Here is a 15,649-nt window from a genome sequence, read left to right as displayed (position 1 = left end):
ACCGTACCCCATTACGTACGGCGTACGTAACTAAGATGGTGTCGAGACGACGAGGTGATCTGAGCGATGACAGCCGGCGGGCGACCCGCTGAACCCGAAGTGATCTGGTCCCGCCCCCAGCGGGCCGGCCGCGGCCCCAGGCCCGCGCACAGCCGCGAGTCGATCGCGGCCGAGGCGGTCCGGATCGCCGACGCGGAGGGGATCGAGGCCGTGTCCATGCGGCGCGTCGCCGCCGGGATCGGCGCGGGGACCATGTCCCTCTACAACTACGTGCCGCGCAAGGAGGAGCTCTACGAGCTGATGGTCGACGCGGTCAGCGGGGAGTACGAGTTCACCGCGCCGACCGGCGACTGGCGGGCCGACCTGCTGGCCCTCGCACGCCAGACGCGGGCGCTGATGCACCGCCATCCGTGGCTGCCGCGCCTGCTGAGCCCCGTGTACGGCTTCAGCCCGAACGCCCTGCGCTACCTGGAGCACAGCCTGGAGTGCCTGGCCCCGCTGGACGTGCCCGACGCCGAGAAGCTGGAACTGGTGGCCGCCGTCAACGGCACCGTCGCGACGTACGTGGCCGGTGAGCTGGCACTGGCCGAACGGGCCCGAGCGCTGCCCTGGAGCGAGGACGAAGAACAGGGCGTACGGACGGCCTGGCTCGGCTCCCGCCTGGCCTCGGGGGAGTATCCGCGGCTGGCGGCGGCCGTCTCGGGCACCGGCCCGGTCCCCGGCGCGGGCCTGGACATGGCCGCGGTCTTCGACCGCTCGGTGTCCCGACTGCTGGGTGCCTGGGGGGCGTAGGGGCCGCCGCCGGGGTCCGGCCGGTCAGAGCAGGGCGAACTGGCCGCCCGGGCCCTCCTCCTGGTGGTCCAGCACCGAGGCCGGGCGCCGGCTCCACGCCGGCGGCGGCAGCACCCCGGCCGCCCGCAGCTCCGCGGCCGGCAGGCTCGGGCCGGGCTCGAACGCGGCCCGCTCCGGAGCCAGCTCGGCCAGCAGCGCCAGCGTGGTCACCAGCGCGAGCAGCTCCGAGGTCCAGCTCTGCGGCCACTCGGCGGGGCCCAGCGCCGCCAGCCCGTCCGCCGCCGGTCCGCGGTGCGCCGTACGGGCGGCGAACCAGCTCTCCAGCACGCGCACGCCCTGCACCTCGTACTCCCAAGCCCCCGCCGGCACCGGGGAGACGGTCCCGCTGCCCAAAGCCAGCGTCTCGGCCTCCGCGTCGTACGAGAGCCCGCCCGGCCACCCCGCGACCGCGGAGCGGACGTACGGGCGGCGCCCGCCGGGCAGCCGCGGCGCCTGGCCGCCGCGCGCCCCGCGCAGTTGGACGGTGAGCAGCCGGTGCCCCAGCTCCAGCCCGGCCCGCCAGCGCCCGGAGTCGGCGGGGAGCGGGACCTCGTACCCCCGCGGACCGGGCCGGCCGGCCGCAAGGATCCAGCACAGCACGTCCTCAGGGGCCACCCAGCCGCCGTGGCGCTCGCCCAGGAGCGGCAGCAGGCCGGGGGCGAGGTTCGGTTCGGCGCCGCCCGGGCGCCGGTGCAGGGGGCGGATCCGGCCGAGCCGGCCGGCCGGGAGGTGCGTGGTGACCAGCGGCTCCGGGGACTCGACGAGGAACAGCTGGTGCTCGTCGAGGACCCGCCACAGCTCCGGGCGGGCGGTGTCGATCAGCCGCTGGTCGGGCAGCAGCCACTGCTCGTCGAAGGGCTCGCGCAGTACCCGTACGGGGTCGGGGCAGGGGCCGGGAGCGTCGGCGAAGCGCGCCGTCCCCGCCGAGCGCTGCCCGGGCAGCGCGGCCGCGGAGGCGGTGGGCGTGCGGCTGCGGCTCGGGCGGAACAGCCGGTCCCGCTCGGCCCCTTCGGCGCCCGCCAGGACGGCCCAGCGGGTGCGCAGGGCCGCCGGATCGGGCGCGGCGACCCAGTCCCGGCCGAGGCGCAGGCCGCCCACGGCCCAGGGCATCAGATCGTCCAGCAGCGGGTCCGGCTGCGGTGTGTCAGCGCTCACGCCGCCGATGGTAGCGACGGGCTCCGATGGCCGGGCTGCGTCCAGGCCGAAGAGCTACGCTGCTTATGTACGGATACGTACGGTATCGACCGAGGAGACGGTCATGAGCCAGTACGACGAATACTCGACTCCGTCCCAGGCCGAGGGCGAACGCCTCGACGAGGACATGGACGAGACCCAGCGCAAGCAGCTCCACCCCCAGACGACGCGGACGACCCCGTCCCAGGCGGAGGGCGAGCGGACCGCCGACGACGACAAGAAGTGACGGCGGTCGGTCGGCGAGGGCGGCGTCTTCGGCACGGCCGGTGTCGTCGGCGCGGTCAGCGCCCACCATGCGGTCGGCGCGGTCAGTGCGCGTCGACCGTCACCGTGAAGGAGAACCGGTCGCCCCGGTAGCGGATCCGAGCCACGTCCACCACCCGGCCGTCCTCGTCGTAGGTCACGCCCGTGTAGTGCAGGATCGGGCTGAGCAGCGGGACCTGGAGCAGCTCGGCCGTCTCCGGGTCCGCGAGCCGGGCCTCCACGGTGTCCGTGATGCGGCTGATGCGCACCCCGACGACATCCCGCAGCACCTTCGTCATCGGCCAGCGCTCCAGGTCGGCGAGGTCGACGGCGTCGGCGAACTCCGGCAGGACCGCGTTCTCCGCCCAGTTGGTCGGCTCGCCGCTCTCGCGGTCGCGCCGCAGACGCCGGTACGTGACCACCTCGGGCGTGCCGGGGAAGTGCTCCAGCAGCTCCCCGGCCACGGCGGTGCGCCCGTGGCCGAGGACGGTCGTGCTGTCGCCCGACTGCTGGGCCACGATCGCGTCGACCGAGCCCAGCAGCCGGACCGGGGTGCTGCGCAACGCGCCCGGCTCGATGAAGGTGCCGCGCCGCCGGTGCCGGCTGATCAGGCCCTCGCCCTCCAGCTCCTTGAGCGCCTGCCGCATGGTCAGCACGCTCACCCCGTAGTGCACGGCGAGCTGCTCCTCGGTGGGCAGGCGCAGTGAGGCGTCCGGGGTCCGCCCCAGTATCGAGGCGCGCAGTGACTGCGAGACCTGGTACCAGAGCGGCAGCTTCCGGTTCAGTACCAGCGAGTCGGGGGCGAAGGCGGTCACGGGTGGATCTCCGAACGACTGACGGCTGGACGGTGCTGACGTGCGGCGCATGCAGGGTATGCAGTGCCGGTCAGGCGCGGAAGTGGCGCTGCAGACCCTGCCACACGTCGTCGTAACCGCGCTGGAGGTGGTCCGCGCCGGCCGCCTGGGCGGTGGCGGTGATCGGCCAGCGGGTCTCGAACATGAAGGCCAGGCCGTCGTCGATCTTCTGCGGCTTGAGCTCGGCGGCGCTGGCCTTGTCGAAGGTCTCGTGGTCGGGGCCGTGCGCGGACATCATGTTGTGGAGCGAGCCGCCACCGGGGACGAAGCCCTCCGCCTTGGCGTCGTAGGCGCCCTCGATGAGGCCCATGTACTCACTCATCACGTTGCGGTGGAAGTACGGCGGACGGAAGGTGTCCTCGCCGACCAGCCAGCGCGGCGCGAAGACGACGAAGTCCACGCCCGCCAGGCCCGGGGTGTCCGAGGGCGAGGTCAGGACGGTGAAGATCGACGGGTCCGGGTGGTCGTAGCTGATGGTGCCCAGGACGTTGAAGCGGCGCAGGTCGTAGACGTACGGGACGTGCGTGCCGTACCAGGCGACCACGTCGAGCGGCGAGTGGCCGTAGGTGGCCGACCAGAGGTTGCCGCAGAACTTGTTGATCACCTCGGTGGGGCGCTCGACGTCCTCGTAGGCGGCCACCGGGGCCCGGAAGTCCCGCGCCGCGGCGAGGCCGTTGGCGCCGATCGGGCCCAGGTCGGGCAGTACGAAGGGCTGGCCGTAGTTCTCGCAGACGTAGCCGCGGGCGTCGGCGTCCAGCAGCTCGACGCGGAAGCGGACGCCGCGCGGGATGAGCGCCACCTCGCCCGGGCGGGCGCTGAGCAGGCCCAGCTCGGTACGCAGGAGCAGGCCGCCGCGCTCGGGGACGATCAGCAGCTCGCCGTCGGAGTCGCTGAACACCCGGTCGGTCATGGACGCGTTGGCGGCGTAGAGGTGGACGGCCATGCCGGTGCGCTGGGTCGCGTCGCCGTTGCCGCCGAGGGTCCACAGGCCGGCGAGGAAGTCGGTGCCGGGGGCCGGGTCGGGCAGCGGGTTCCAGCGCAGCCGGTTCGGGTCCGCGGGCGCCTCGGTGAAGGGCGCGGTGCGCAGGGCCCCGTTGTCGATCCGGGTGAAGGGCGGGTGCGCGGCCGAGGGGCGGATCCGGTAGAGCCAGGAGCGGCGGTTGTTGCTGCGGGGCTCGGTGAAGGCGCTGCCGCTGAGCTGCTCGGCGTAGAGGCCGAGGGGTGCTCGCTGGGGCGAGTTCCGGCCGAGCGGCAGTGCGCCGGGGACGGCCTCGGAGCTGTGTTCGTTGCCGAAGCCGGTGAGGTACTCCAGTGCCTCGGCCGTCTTCCTGGCCTGCTCGCTGCCGGCCTGCGCGCTGTCGGCCTGCTCGCTCATGTGCTGCTCCCGCTCCGTCGAAGGAATCCTATGGTCGACAGTAGGATTCCGCGGCCCGCGCGTCAACGGCGTCCTGCGGGAGTCCGGGCGCGGCGGGGCGGGAGGAGTCGGCGGTGAGGGGCGGCAGAAGGGCGGCGGTGGGTCGGGAGAGGGGTGGGAGGAAGCGCCAGGATCCAGGAGGAAGGGTGCGTGAGGCGGCCGGGAGGGGGCGCGGATTCACTCCCGAGGGGATCACAAAAGATGAACATTGCTCTACTCTCACGCGCATGTCGTGGACCCGCAGGTTCCCTGCCGTGCCGGCGGCGCTCCTCGCCGCCCTCCTCGCGCTCCTGTCCCTCTTCGCCGCCGCGCCCGCCGCCAGCGCACACGAAGAGCGCCCGGTCACCTTCCCGGACGGCTCCGGATCCGTCCCGGAGTACCGCAAGGCCGACCCCGACCTCATCGTCTGCAAGACGGACCGGCCGGCCTTCGAACGCCGGATATCCGCCTTCCCCGAGGAGCTCAGAGCCCGCAACCTCGCCCTGTACGAGCGGTGCGAGAAGAGCGGCTACCGGCACCTCCAGGAAGCCGTCGACGCCGTCGACCGCCCCGGGATGAACATCGCGATCCTCCCCGGCCTCTACGAGGAGGAGCCCTCGCTGCCCAAACCGGCGGGGGAGTGCGCCGCGCTCAAGGCACCCGACTCGGCGCTCGGCTACCAGATCCTGTCGTACGAGCAGCAGGCGCAGTGCCGCCACAACCAGAACCTCGTCGCCATCCTCGGCAAGAAGAACCTGCAGATCGAGGGCACCGGCGCGTCCCGGCTCGACGTGGTGATCGACGCCAAGTACCAGAAGCTGAACGCCATCCGCGCCGACAAGTCCGACGGCGTCTACTTCCGCAACTTCACCGCCCAGCGCACCACCTTCAACTCGCTGTACGTCCTCGCCGCCGACGGCTTCGTCATAGACGACGTGCTGACCCGCTGGAACGACGAGTACGGCTTCCTGACCTTCGCCAGCGACCACGGGCTCTACAAGAACTGCGAGTCCTACGGGAACGGCGACTCGGGCATCTACCCCGGCAGCGCGTCCAACATCAACGACGGCCGAGGCTACGAGGTCCCCCGCTACTCCATCGAGATCACCGGCTGCCGCAGCCACCACAACATGGTCGGCTACTCCGGCACCGCGGGCGACTCGGTGTGGGTGCACGACAACGAGTTCGATCACAACATGGGCGGCGCCTCGATGGACAGCGCCTTCCCCGGACACCCCGGACTCCCGCAGAACCACGCCAAGTTCGAGCGGAACCTGATCCACGACAACAACCAGGACTACTACCGCCACGTCGCCGACGGCACCTGCGCCAAGCCGCCGATCGAGCGCGGCTACGAGCGCGGCGTCGTCTGCCCGCAGATCTCCATGCCGCCGGGCACCGGCATCATCACCGCGGGCGGCAACTGGAACCTCTACGAGGACAACTGGGTCTACGGGCACCAGCGCGCCGGCTTCTTCCTCAGCGCGGTCCCCGCCTTCATCCGAGGCGAGGAGGCCTGGTCGAAGCAGACCGACACCTCCCACCACAACCGGTACGCCGGCAACGTGCTCGGCAAGGACAAGTCCGGCGCCTCCCGCCCCAACGGCATGGACGTCTGGTGGGACGGCCAGGGCAGCGGCAACTGCTGGCAGGACGGCCCCGACGGCTCCACCCCGGGCACGGTCCCGCAGTGCGGCGAACAGCGCGGCGCCGTCTCGGGGGCGTCGGCCCGCCTCGTCGGCGAGCCGGTCAAGCTGGTCCAGCTCCTGGTCTGCGCGGACTACAGCGTCCAGGCGCGCAAACTCCCGGCCGGCTGCGACTGGTACGGCGCGCGCGGGCTGGAACGGGTCGAGACCCAGCTCGCACTGGCCGTGGCCGCGGCGCTGCTCCTGGTCGGCGGGGTCCTGTGGTGGCGCCGGCTGCGCGGCTCCCGCCTGGGCGCGGCCGCCGCACTGGCCGGGCTGGCGGGCCTGGCCCTGGACGTGGCCGGCTCCACCATGCCGCTGACCGCCACCTTCGTTCCCGCGCTCGCCCTCCTGCTGCTCGGCCTGTGGTGGACGGGAGCCGGCCTGGTGCTGCGCCCCACCCGCCCCTGGATGGCCCGCCTGACCCTGCTGCTGGCCGGACTGACCCTGCTGGACGCCTTCGACAAGGCGGTCCTGATGATCCCGTGGACCCCCCTGAGCCCCGCCTGGGTGCGGTCCCTGGTGGCCGTGGTCTGGATCCTGTGGGCGGTCGTAGCCTCCGCCCGCCCGGGCGCCACCCCGGCCCGCCCCGACGGCCCGGGCGGCGACGATCCCGAAGGCGACCGCGCCCCGGCCCCGACCGGCCCTGCCCCGTCCCGGCCCGGTCCCCAGCCGCCCCACGAGCCGAACAAGCCCCGGACGACCGGGTCAGCCCGGCAAGCTCAGGAACCCCCGCAGGCCCAGGCAACCCGGCAAGCCCAGGCACCCCAGACAGCCCAGGCACCCCCCCAAGCTCAGGCGACCCCCCAAGCCCAGGCACCCCAGGCACCCCAGGAAGCCCAGGCGTCCGAGGACGCAGGAGGCCGGGCGTGAACGGCCGGCCCCACGACCCGATCCGGTGCGACGCCTGCGGTATGCCGCCCCGCGCGGCCCGCGGCGCGACGTACCGCCGGACCGCCCGCAGCGCGGCCCTGCTCACCCTCACCCTCGCCCTGCTCCTCGCGGGCGGCGCGGTGACGGGCTGCGGCGGGCGGGCCACCACCCACCACAAGCCCGGCACCAGCCACGAGCAGGCCTCCGGCAGCGTCGGCACCCTGCTCCCCGCCGCCGACGCGGCAGGCCACAAGCTCCGCGAGGTCCCGGCCGAGGGCGCCCCGGAAGTGCAACTGGCCGTCCGCCCCGACTCCGAGGACGGCTGGAACCTCCAACTGGGTGTGAAGAACTTCCGCTTCACACCCGACAGCACCGGTGGTGCCGCCCTCCCGGGCGCCGGCCACGCCCACCTGGAACTCGACGGACGCAAGATCGCCAGACTGTACGGCCCCTGGTTCCACCTGCCCGCAGCGCAGGTCCCCGAAGGCGCGCACACCCTGACCGTCCGCCTCTACGCGGACGACCACACCGCCTGGGCGGTGTCCGGCAAAGCCGTCGAGGGCGCGGCGCAGCTCACCGCCCCCGCACCGGGCCGGTCCGCAGGCCACGGCCACGGCGGCTCCCCGCCCGCGCAGTCGCCGACGCCGGGCCAGGAGCAGGCGGACCGGACGGTCACCATCACCGTCCGGGACGGCAGGGTCGCTCCCGCCCCGGCCCGCACCGAGCTGCGGCGCGGCGAACGCCTCGCCCTGCGTGTCACCAGCGACCGCGCGGACACCCTGCACGTCCACGGCTACGACAGGGAACTCGCCCTGCACGCAGGCCAGGAGGCCACCCTGACCCTGACGGCCGACCGTACGGGCCTCTTCGAGGTCGAGACCCACGAGTCCAAGCTCGTCCTGACCCAACTCCTCGTCCGATGACCGCCCCCGACCCCACTTCCCACCCCACGCCGGCCCCGCGGCTGCGGCTGCCGACCCAGGTGCCGAGCCGAGGTGCGAGGCCGGCCCCGCCCCCCGCCTGCGGGCCGGCCGCGCCGCCTGGGCCCGGGCCCGAGTCCGGGCGGCGCGACCGCTCCGTCGGCGGTGGCATGCGGTCGCCGGCGGTCCGATGGTGAGCGCGGGCCCGCCCGTGCCGGGGACGTTCCCGGTCGGAGGCGGTGGCGGCCACGGCCAGGGCGTGGTCCTTCACCCGGCCGAACCGCTCACCGCGCTCGCGCACGGGATCGGCTCCCAGCACGATCTGCCGATCTCACCCTTCTACGCCTTCGCCGGCGCCTTCGCCGCGCTGTTCGTCTCCTTCCTCGCGCTCGGCCTGCTCTGGTCCACCTCCCGCTTCCGCGGAGAGCGCTCGGGCCTCGCCCTGCCCGCCGCCCTCCAGCGTGTGGCCGACGCGCCGGCCACCCGAACCACCCTGCGCGGGCTGGGACTCACCGCCGCGCTCCTCGTCCTGTTCCACCTCCTCCTCGGTCCCGACGACCCCGCGCGCAACCCCGCCCCCGGCGCCGTCTACGTCCTCCTCTGGGTCGGACTCGTGCCCGCCTCCCTCCTCCTCGGCCCCGTCTGGCGCCTACTCAACCCGCTGCGCACCGTGCACCGCCTGCTCTCCCGGGCCCTGCGCCGCCCCGGAACCGGCCACCACCCCCTCCCCGCCCGGCTGGGGCTGTGGCCCGCCGCCGCCGGACTGTTCGCCTTCACCTGGCTCGAACTCGTCTCACCCGATCCCGCATCCACCACCACCCTCCTGATCGCGCTCGCCACCTACACCACCGCCCACCTGCTGCTCGCCGCCCGCTACGGCGAGAGCTGGTTCGCCGACGGCGACGCCTTCGAGGCGTACTCCGCCCTCTTCGCCCGTCTCTCCCCCCTCGGCCGCCGCAGCGACGGCCGCCTCGTCCTGCGCAACCCCTTCCACGGACTCGACGCGACGCCCGAGCGGCCCGGACTCGTCGCCACCGTCTGCGTCCTCCTCGGGTCCACCGCCTACGACGGCTTCTCCGACAACCCCTCCTGGATCAACACCCTTCAGACCTCCCCCCTCGGCCGCACCCCGACGGCCACTCTCGGACTGCTCGGCTCCATCGCCCTCGTCGCCACCCTCTACTGCCTGTGCGCCGCGGCCACCCGCCTCGTCAGCGGCCCGCACCCCGGCCCGCTGACCGCCTTCGCGCACTCACTCGTCCCGATCGCCCTCGGCTATCTCATCGCCCACTACTTCTCCCTCCTGGTAGTCGAAGGACCACGCACGGTAAGCATGGCACTCGGCACTGACAACGCCCCCGAACCTGCTCCACCACTGGGCCCCGGCGGCCTCGCCGCCCTCCAGGTCATCGCCGTCGTCACCGGCCACGTCCTCGGCGTCATCGCCGCCCACGACCGTTCCGTACGCCTCTTCCCGCCCGCCAAGGCGGTGGCCGGGCAGCTGCCGCTGCTCACGCTGATGATCACTTACACGATCGGCGGCCTCAGCCTCCTGCTGAACTGAGGCCCCCGCCCGACCCGCGAGCGAGGAGCGGCATGATGGTCCCCGTGCCTCCCACCCACTCCCTGCGCCGTGCGCCGATCCAGCAGCGCAGCGCCGACCGCCTCGCCCGGATCCTCGACGCCTGCGCCGAACTGCTCGACGAGACCGGGTACGAGGCCCTCAGCACCCGCGCCGTCGCCCAGCGCGCCGGTGTGCCGATCGGCTCCGTCTACCGCTTCTTCGGCAACAAGCGGGCCATGGCCGTCGCCCTCGCCCACCGCAACCTCGACCGTTACGCCGACGGCATCGCGGACCGCCTCGCCGGCCTCCCCGCCACCCACTGGCGGCCGGTGGTGGACGCCGTACTGGACGAGTACCTGGCGATGAAGCGCGGCGTGCCCGGTTTCGCGCTCGTCGACTTCGGCGTGCCCGCGCCGCCGGCCGACGACCCCGAAGGTGACCCCAACCGCCAGGTCGCCGCCCGCCTGACCGAACTGCTCTCCGCGCACCTCGGCCTGACCCCCGACGCCAAGCTGGAGCGCGCCGTCCTCGTCGCGGTCGAAGCCACCGACGCGCTGATCCAACTGGCCTTCCGGACCGACCCGGCCGGGGACCCCGGCATCGTCGACGAAACCCGCGCGATGATGCACGCGTACCTGGCCCGCGTACTGGACTGAGCCCGCGCCCCCGCCCGTTCCGAGGCTCTCCATCCCCCTCCGGCCGCTCGCCCTCGCGTTCCCCGCGCACCGCCGCCTCGCACGCCCTCGCCACCGTGCCTACCGGTCGGTATGCTCGGTCCTCCCCGCATGCCCGTGCCGTCGCCTGCCGCCGCCCTGGAGGGCCCATGCCCCGCACCGCCCTGCGCATCTGCCCCCTCTGCGAAGCCACCTGCGGCCTCACCCTCACCATCGAGGGAGCCATGGTCACGGGGGCCCGCGGCGACCGAGACGACGTCTTCAGCCGCGGCTTCATCTGCCCCAAGGGCGCCGCCTTCGGGCAGATCGACGCCGACCCAGACCGCCTGCGCACCCCCCTCGTCCGCAGTGACGGCCGGCTCCGGGAGGCCACCTGGGAGGAGGCCTACGACGCCATCGCCGAAGCCGTGCCCGGCCTGGTCGGGGAGTACGGGCCCCAGTCCGTCGGCGTGGTCCTCGGCAACCCGAACGTGCACACCATGGCCGGCGCCCTCTACCCGCCGCTCCTCCTCAAGGCCCTCGGCACCCGCAACCTCTTCACCGCCAGCACGCTCGACCAGATGCCCAAGCACGTCTCCAGCGGATTCCTCTTCGGTGACCCCCTGGCCATCCCGGTCCCCGACCTCGACCGGACGGACTTCCTGCTGCTCCTGGGCGCCAACCCGGTCGAGTCCAACGGCTCCCTCTGCACGGCTCCCGACTTCCCCGGCCGGCTCAAAGCCCTGCGTGCCCGCGGTGGCACCCTCGTCGTCGTCGACCCGCGCCGCACCCGCACGGCCGCCCTCGCCGACCGGCACCTCGCGCCGCGCCCCGGCAGCGACGCGCTCCTGCTCGCCGCCCTCGCGCACACCCTGCTCGCGGAGCGGCTCGCCGCCCCCGGCGGGCTGGAGGAACATGTCGAGGGACTCGGGGAACTCGGCGCCGCCCTCGGGAGTTTCACTCCTGAGGCCGTCGCACCCGCCTGCGACCTCACGGCCGACGAGATCCGCAACCTCGCCCGCGAGCTCGCCGCCGCACCCACCGCCGCCGTCTACGGGCGGATCGGCAGCTGCACCGTCGAGCACGGCACGCTCGCCAGCTGGCTCGTCGACGTACTGAACATCCTCACCGGCAACCTCGACCGGCCCGGCGGAGCCCTCTTCCCGCTCTCCGCCACCGACCGCGCCCCCCGGCCGGCCGGTCCCGGCAAGGGCTTCACGGTCGGCCGCTGGCACAGCCGGGTCAGCGGCCACCCCGAGGCCAAGAGCGAACTGCCCATCGCGGCACTGGCCGAGGAGATCGAGACGCCGGGGGAGGGGCGCATCCGCACCCTCATCGCCATCGCCGCCAACCCCGTCCTCTCCGCACCCGACGGCGACCACCTCGACCGGGCGCTGGCCGGCCTCGACTTCATGGTCTCGGTCGACCCGTACCTGAACGAGACCTCCCGCCATGCCCACGTCGTGCTGCCCCCGCCACCGCCCGCGCAGAGCGCGCACTTCGACTTCGCGTTCAACGCCTTCGCCGTACGCAACCAGGTCCGCTACTCGCCGCCCGCCATCCCCCTGGAGGAGGGGCGGATGGACGAGTGCGAGATCCACGCGCGCCTGATCCTCGCCGTGTCAGGCCTCCACGGAGCCCCGCCGGCGGCCGTCGACGAGCGCGTCATCGACGACACCCTCGCCCGGGCCGTCACCGATGCGCACTCGCCGCTGCACGACGCCGACCCGGCCGCGCAGGCGCTCCGGTTGGCGGGCCGCACCGGCCCGGAGCGGCGCCTGGACCTGATGCTGCGTCTGGGACCGTACGAGCTGGGTCTTGAGGACCTGCTGAAGGCGCCGCACGGCATCGACCTGGGCCCGCTGCGGCCCCGGCTCCCGCAGGTGCTCAGGACGCGCAGCGGCAGGATCGAGCTGCTCCCGGACCCGATCGCGGCCGAGCTCCCCGCGCTGCGCGCGACGCTCGCCGACCGCCCCGCCGCGCTGGTGCTCGTGGGCCGCCGCCACCTGCGGTCCAACAACAGCTGGTTGCACAACGTCCCGGCCCTCAGCGGAGGTTCCAACCGCTGCACCCTCCACGTCCACCCGCAGGACGCGGCCCGGCTGGGCCTCACCGACGGGGGACGGGCCAGGATCGCCGCCGACGGCGGGAGTCTGGAGGTCCCCGTCGAGGTCACCGACGCCGTCCGCACGGGAGTGGTGAGCCTCCCGCACGGCTGGGGCCACGACCGCGCCGGAGCCCGCCTCGGCGTGGCCTCCGCCGCGCCCGGAGCCAACGTCAACCAGCTCCTCGATGGCACCCGCATCGACCGGCTCTCCGGCACGGCCGTGCTCAACGGCTTCCCCGTCGAGCTGACACCCCTGCCCTGAGCTGGGGTTTTGCTCGTATTGCTCACGCGTGGACGTCTTGTTGGCGAAAGGAGGCGGCACCTACCTTCCCCCCATGCTGACCTTCCTCGGCTTCGCCATGATCGCGACCTTCCTGGTCCTGATCATGATGAAGAAAATGTCGCCCATCGCGGCGCTCGTCCTCATCCCCGCACTGTTCTGCGTGTTCGCAGGGAAGGGCGCACACCTCGGCGACTACGTCATCGAAGGCGTCGGCAAGCTCGCACCGACCGCCGCCATGCTGATGTTCGCCATCGTCTACTTCGGCCTGATGATCGATGTCGGCCTCTTCGACCCGATCGTCCGGGGCATCCTGCGCTTCTGCAAGGCCGACCCGGTGCGCGTCGTGGTCGGCACGGCCCTCCTCGCCGCGATCGTCTCGCTCGACGGCGACGGGTCGACCACCTTCATGATCACGGTCTCTGCCATGTACCCGCTCTACAAGCGGCTCGGCCTCAGTCTGGTCGTCATGACGGGCGTCGCGGCCACGGCCAACGGCGTGATGAACACCCTGCCCTGGGGCGGCCCCACGGCCCGCGCCGCGACCGCCCTCAAGCTCGACGCCGCCGATGTCTTCGTCCCGATGATCCCGGCCCTCGCGGTGGGTCTGCTCTTCGTGTTCGCCCTGGCGTACGTCCTCGGTCTGCGGGAACGCCGTCGCGTCGGAGTACTGACGCTGCCGGGCCTGAAGACGCCCGGGGACGTCGAGGAGGACCTGGTGGGGGCAACCGCCGCCGGCACCGCCGAGACGGTCTCCGCCGCTGCCGCTTCGACCCCCACCTGTACCCCCGCTTCCACGTCGGACCCTGCTTCGGCCTCCGGCGACGGCCCCGAGCGCGCCGCGGGCGCGGGGGAGGGGAGCCCGGCCGACGCCGCCCCCGAGGAGGTGTTCCAGGGCCTCGACCCCCACCGGCCCACCCTGCGGCCCCGCCTCTACTGGTTCAACGCCGGCCTCACCATCACCCTCCTCACGGCGATGATCATGGACTTGCTGCCCATCCCGGTGCTGTTCCTGCTCGGCGCCGCCCTCGCCCTCACGGTCAACTTCCCGCACATGCCCGACCAGAAGGCCCGGATCGCCGCCCACGCCGACAACGTCCTGAACGTCGCCGGCATGGTCTTCGCCGCCGCCGTCTTCACCGGGGTCCTCACCGGCACCGGCATGGTCAAGGACATGGCCGACTGGCTGGTCGGGGCCATCCCCGAGGGCATGGGCCCGCACATGGCACTGGTCACCGGCCTGCTCAGCCTGCCGCTCACCTACTTCATGTCGAACGACGGCTTCTACTTCGGGGTCCTGCCCGTCCTGGCCGAAGCCGGCGCCGCCCACGGGGTCTCCCCGCTCGAGATCGCCCGTGCCTCCCTCGTCGGCCAGGCGCTGCACATGTCGAGCCCGCTGGTTCCGGCCGTATACGTGCTCGTCGGGATGGCCGGGGTCGAGTTCGGCGACCACACCCGCTTCACCGTGAAGTGGGCGGCCCTCACCTCGCTGGTCGTCCTCGCGGCGGGGATGCTTTTCGGCATCATCTGATTCCCGGCCGTCCCCGGCCCACGAAAACCCCGGCCGCTGGTTTGTAGGGTGGCGGGGAGGTCGGATCCACGCGCACGTGCGTACTCGGGAGGAATGGCATGAAGGCCCAGGACGGGATGTACATCGACGGCGCATGGCGGCCCGCTGTCGGAACCGACCGGATCGAGGTCGTCAACCCCGCCGACGGCCAGGTCATCGCCCAGGTCCCGGCCGGCACCGAGGAGGACGTGGACGCGGCCGTACGCGCGGCCCGTGCGGCCCTTCCCGGCTGGGCGGCCACGCCGCCGGCCGAGCGGGCCGCACTGATCGGCGCCCTCCGTGACGCACTGCAGGCCCGCAAGGAGGAGCTGACGCAGACCGTCACCGCCGAACTCGGCGCCCCGCTCGGCTTCGCCAAGGCGGTCCATGTCGGCTCGTCGATCGCCGTGGTCTCCTCCTACGTCGAGCTCGCCGCCTCGTACGCCTTCGAGGAGCGCATCGGGAACTCCACCGTCCTGATGGAGCCGGTGGGTGTGGTCGGAGCCATCACGCCCTGGAACTACCCGCTGTACCAAGTCGTTGCAAAGGTGGCACCCGCTCTCGCCGCCGGCTGCACCCTCGTCCTCAAGCCGGCGGAGGACACCCCGCTGACCGCACAGCTCTTCGCCGAGGCCGTGCACGAGGCGGGGATCCCGGCCGGAGTCTTCAACCTGGTGACCGGCACCGGACCGGTCGCAGGCCAGGCCCTGGCCGCCCACGAGGGAGTCGACTTCGTCTCCTTCACCGGCTCGACCGCCGTCGGCAAGCAGGTCGGAGCCACGGCCGGCGCCGCCGTCAAGCGCGTCGCCCTCGAACTGGGCGGCAAGTCGGCGAACGTCATCCTGCCCGGCGCCGACCTGCCCAAGGCCGTCGCCGCAGGCGTCGGCCATGTCATGAACAACACAGGCCAGAGCTGCAACGCGCTCACCCGCATGCTCGTCCACCGCGACCAGTACGAAGAGGCCGTCTCGCTCGCGGTCGCCGCCGTCGCCGACCACCCCACCGGCGACCCCCGCACGCCGGGCACCCGTGTCGGCCCCGTCGTCAACGCCAAGCAGCACGAGCGCGTCCGCGGTTTCATCGCCAAGGGCGTCGAGGAGGGCGCGCGCCTGGTCGCGGGCGGGCCGGACGCGCCGTACGAGCACGGGTACTTCGTCGCCCCGACCGTGTTCGCCGACGTGACCCCCGACATGACCATCGCCCAGGAGGAGATCTTCGGCCCGGTGCTGTCGATCCTCGCGTACGAGGACGAGGACGAGGCCCTGCGCATCGCCAACGGCACCGTCTACGGCCTGGGCGGCGCCGTCTGGGCCGCGGACGAGGAGACGGCCGCGGCCTTCGCGCGCCGCATGGACACCGGGCAGGTGGACATCAACGGCGGCCGCTACAACATCCTCGCGCCCTTCGGCGGCCACAAGCAGTCGGGCGTGGGCCGCGAGCTGGGCCCCCACGGCCTGGCGGAGTACCTCCAGACCAAGTCCCTGCAGTTCTGAACCAGCCGAG

At 73.2% G+C, this 15,649-nt stretch carries 12 protein-coding genes; 9 read left to right on the top strand and 3 right to left on the bottom strand.

Annotated elements, in window-relative coordinates:
- Positions 1-66: 66 nt before the first annotated feature.
- On the top strand, positions 67-792 hold the full coding sequence (locus ACFWFZ_RS29530) for a TetR/AcrR family transcriptional regulator (protein WP_356810829.1): 726 nt from the start codon (positions 67-69) through the stop codon (positions 790-792).
- Positions 793-816: 24 nt separating this feature from the next.
- Here the strand turns inward: ACFWFZ_RS29530 and ACFWFZ_RS29525 are convergent, their stop codons facing one another.
- Positions 817-1,986, bottom strand: a complete 1,170-nt coding sequence (locus ACFWFZ_RS29525) for a type ISP restriction/modification enzyme (protein ID WP_387126145.1) — start codon at positions 1,984-1,986, stop codon at positions 817-819.
- Between the two features lie 103 nt (positions 1,987-2,089).
- Between ACFWFZ_RS29525 and ACFWFZ_RS29520 the strand changes: the two genes are divergently transcribed.
- Positions 2,090-2,251 (top strand): hypothetical protein, encoded by a 162-nt coding sequence (locus ACFWFZ_RS29520; RefSeq protein WP_387126143.1) that lies wholly within the window; start codon positions 2,090-2,092, stop codon positions 2,249-2,251.
- An 82-nt stretch (positions 2,252-2,333) separates the two neighbouring features.
- Here the strand turns inward: ACFWFZ_RS29520 and ACFWFZ_RS29515 are convergent, their stop codons facing one another.
- Positions 2,334-3,083: a GntR family transcriptional regulator gene (locus tag ACFWFZ_RS29515; RefSeq protein WP_387126141.1), complete on the bottom strand. Its 750-nt coding sequence runs from the start codon at positions 3,081-3,083 to the stop codon at positions 2,334-2,336.
- 70 nt (positions 3,084-3,153) lie between these two features.
- Positions 3,154-4,497, bottom strand: a complete 1,344-nt coding sequence (gene hmgA, locus ACFWFZ_RS29510; RefSeq protein WP_387126138.1) for a homogentisate 1,2-dioxygenase — start codon at positions 4,495-4,497, stop codon at positions 3,154-3,156.
- Positions 4,498-4,763: 266 nt separating this feature from the next.
- On the opposite strand from hmgA, the gene ACFWFZ_RS29505 reads away from it, so the two are divergent.
- The 7 genes from ACFWFZ_RS29505 to ACFWFZ_RS29475 all read left to right on the top strand — a co-directional run bounded on the left by ACFWFZ_RS29505 (position 4,764) and on the right by ACFWFZ_RS29475 (position 15,639).
- Positions 4,764-7,073 carry a right-handed parallel beta-helix repeat-containing protein gene (locus ACFWFZ_RS29505; protein WP_387126136.1) on the top strand — a complete coding sequence of 770 codons (2,310 nt, stop codon included), beginning with the start codon at positions 4,764-4,766 and terminating at the stop codon, positions 7,071-7,073.
- A 41-nt stretch (positions 7,074-7,114) separates the two neighbouring features.
- Positions 7,115-7,996 (top strand): hypothetical protein, encoded by an 882-nt coding sequence (locus ACFWFZ_RS29500; protein ID WP_387126176.1) that lies wholly within the window; start codon positions 7,115-7,117, stop codon positions 7,994-7,996.
- 256 nt (positions 7,997-8,252) lie between these two features.
- Positions 8,253-9,557 carry a hypothetical protein gene (locus ACFWFZ_RS29495; protein ID WP_387126134.1) on the top strand — a complete coding sequence of 435 codons (1,305 nt, stop codon included), beginning with the start codon at positions 8,253-8,255 and terminating at the stop codon, positions 9,555-9,557.
- A 35-nt stretch (positions 9,558-9,592) separates the two neighbouring features.
- On the top strand, positions 9,593-10,213 hold the full coding sequence (locus tag ACFWFZ_RS29490) for a TetR family transcriptional regulator (RefSeq protein WP_387126174.1): 621 nt from the start codon (positions 9,593-9,595) through the stop codon (positions 10,211-10,213).
- A gap of 167 nt (positions 10,214-10,380) precedes the next feature.
- Positions 10,381-12,579 (top strand): molybdopterin-dependent oxidoreductase, encoded by a 2,199-nt coding sequence (locus ACFWFZ_RS29485; RefSeq protein ID WP_387126132.1) that lies wholly within the window; start codon positions 10,381-10,383, stop codon positions 12,577-12,579.
- A 73-nt stretch (positions 12,580-12,652) separates the two neighbouring features.
- Positions 12,653-14,128, top strand: coding sequence for a CitMHS family transporter (locus ACFWFZ_RS29480; RefSeq protein WP_387126130.1), 1,476 nt, complete (start codon positions 12,653-12,655; stop codon positions 14,126-14,128).
- Between the two features lie 98 nt (positions 14,129-14,226).
- The gene (locus tag ACFWFZ_RS29475) at positions 14,227-15,639 is read left to right on the top strand and encodes an aldehyde dehydrogenase family protein (RefSeq protein WP_387126128.1); all 1,413 of its coding nucleotides are present in this window, start codon (positions 14,227-14,229) and stop codon (positions 15,637-15,639) included.
- Positions 15,640-15,649 lie beyond the last annotated feature (10 nt).

It is taken from the genome of Streptomyces sp. NPDC060232, assembly GCF_042726555.1.
Lineage (GTDB): Bacteria > Actinomycetota > Actinomycetes > Streptomycetales > Streptomycetaceae > Streptomyces.
Note: the sequence above shows the minus strand (reverse complement) of the source record. Positions and strands in the feature narration are given on the sequence as shown.

What these genes read in the sequence shown, in the direction of transcription:
- ACFWFZ_RS29500 (WP_387126176.1), top strand. Translation starts at nt 7,115, where the DNA reads ATGCCGCCCCGCGCGGCCCGCGGCGCGACGTACCGCCGGACCGCCCGC.
- ACFWFZ_RS29475 (WP_387126128.1), top strand. Translation starts at nt 14,227, where the DNA reads ATGAAGGCCCAGGACGGGATGTACATCGACGGCGCATGGCGGCCCGCT.
- hmgA (WP_387126138.1), bottom strand. Translation starts at nt 4,497, where the DNA reads ATGAGCGAGCAGGCCGACAGCGCGCAGGCCGGCAGCGAGCAGGCCAGG.
- ACFWFZ_RS29480 (WP_387126130.1), top strand. Translation starts at nt 12,653, where the DNA reads ATGCTGACCTTCCTCGGCTTCGCCATGATCGCGACCTTCCTGGTCCTG.
- ACFWFZ_RS29490 (WP_387126174.1), top strand. Translation starts at nt 9,593, where the DNA reads ATGGTCCCCGTGCCTCCCACCCACTCCCTGCGCCGTGCGCCGATCCAG.
- ACFWFZ_RS29485 (WP_387126132.1), top strand. Translation starts at nt 10,381, where the DNA reads ATGCCCCGCACCGCCCTGCGCATCTGCCCCCTCTGCGAAGCCACCTGC.
- ACFWFZ_RS29520 (WP_387126143.1), top strand. Translation starts at nt 2,090, where the DNA reads ATGAGCCAGTACGACGAATACTCGACTCCGTCCCAGGCCGAGGGCGAA.
- ACFWFZ_RS29505 (WP_387126136.1), top strand. Translation starts at nt 4,764, where the DNA reads ATGTCGTGGACCCGCAGGTTCCCTGCCGTGCCGGCGGCGCTCCTCGCC.
- ACFWFZ_RS29530 (WP_356810829.1), top strand. Translation starts at nt 67, where the DNA reads ATGACAGCCGGCGGGCGACCCGCTGAACCCGAAGTGATCTGGTCCCGC.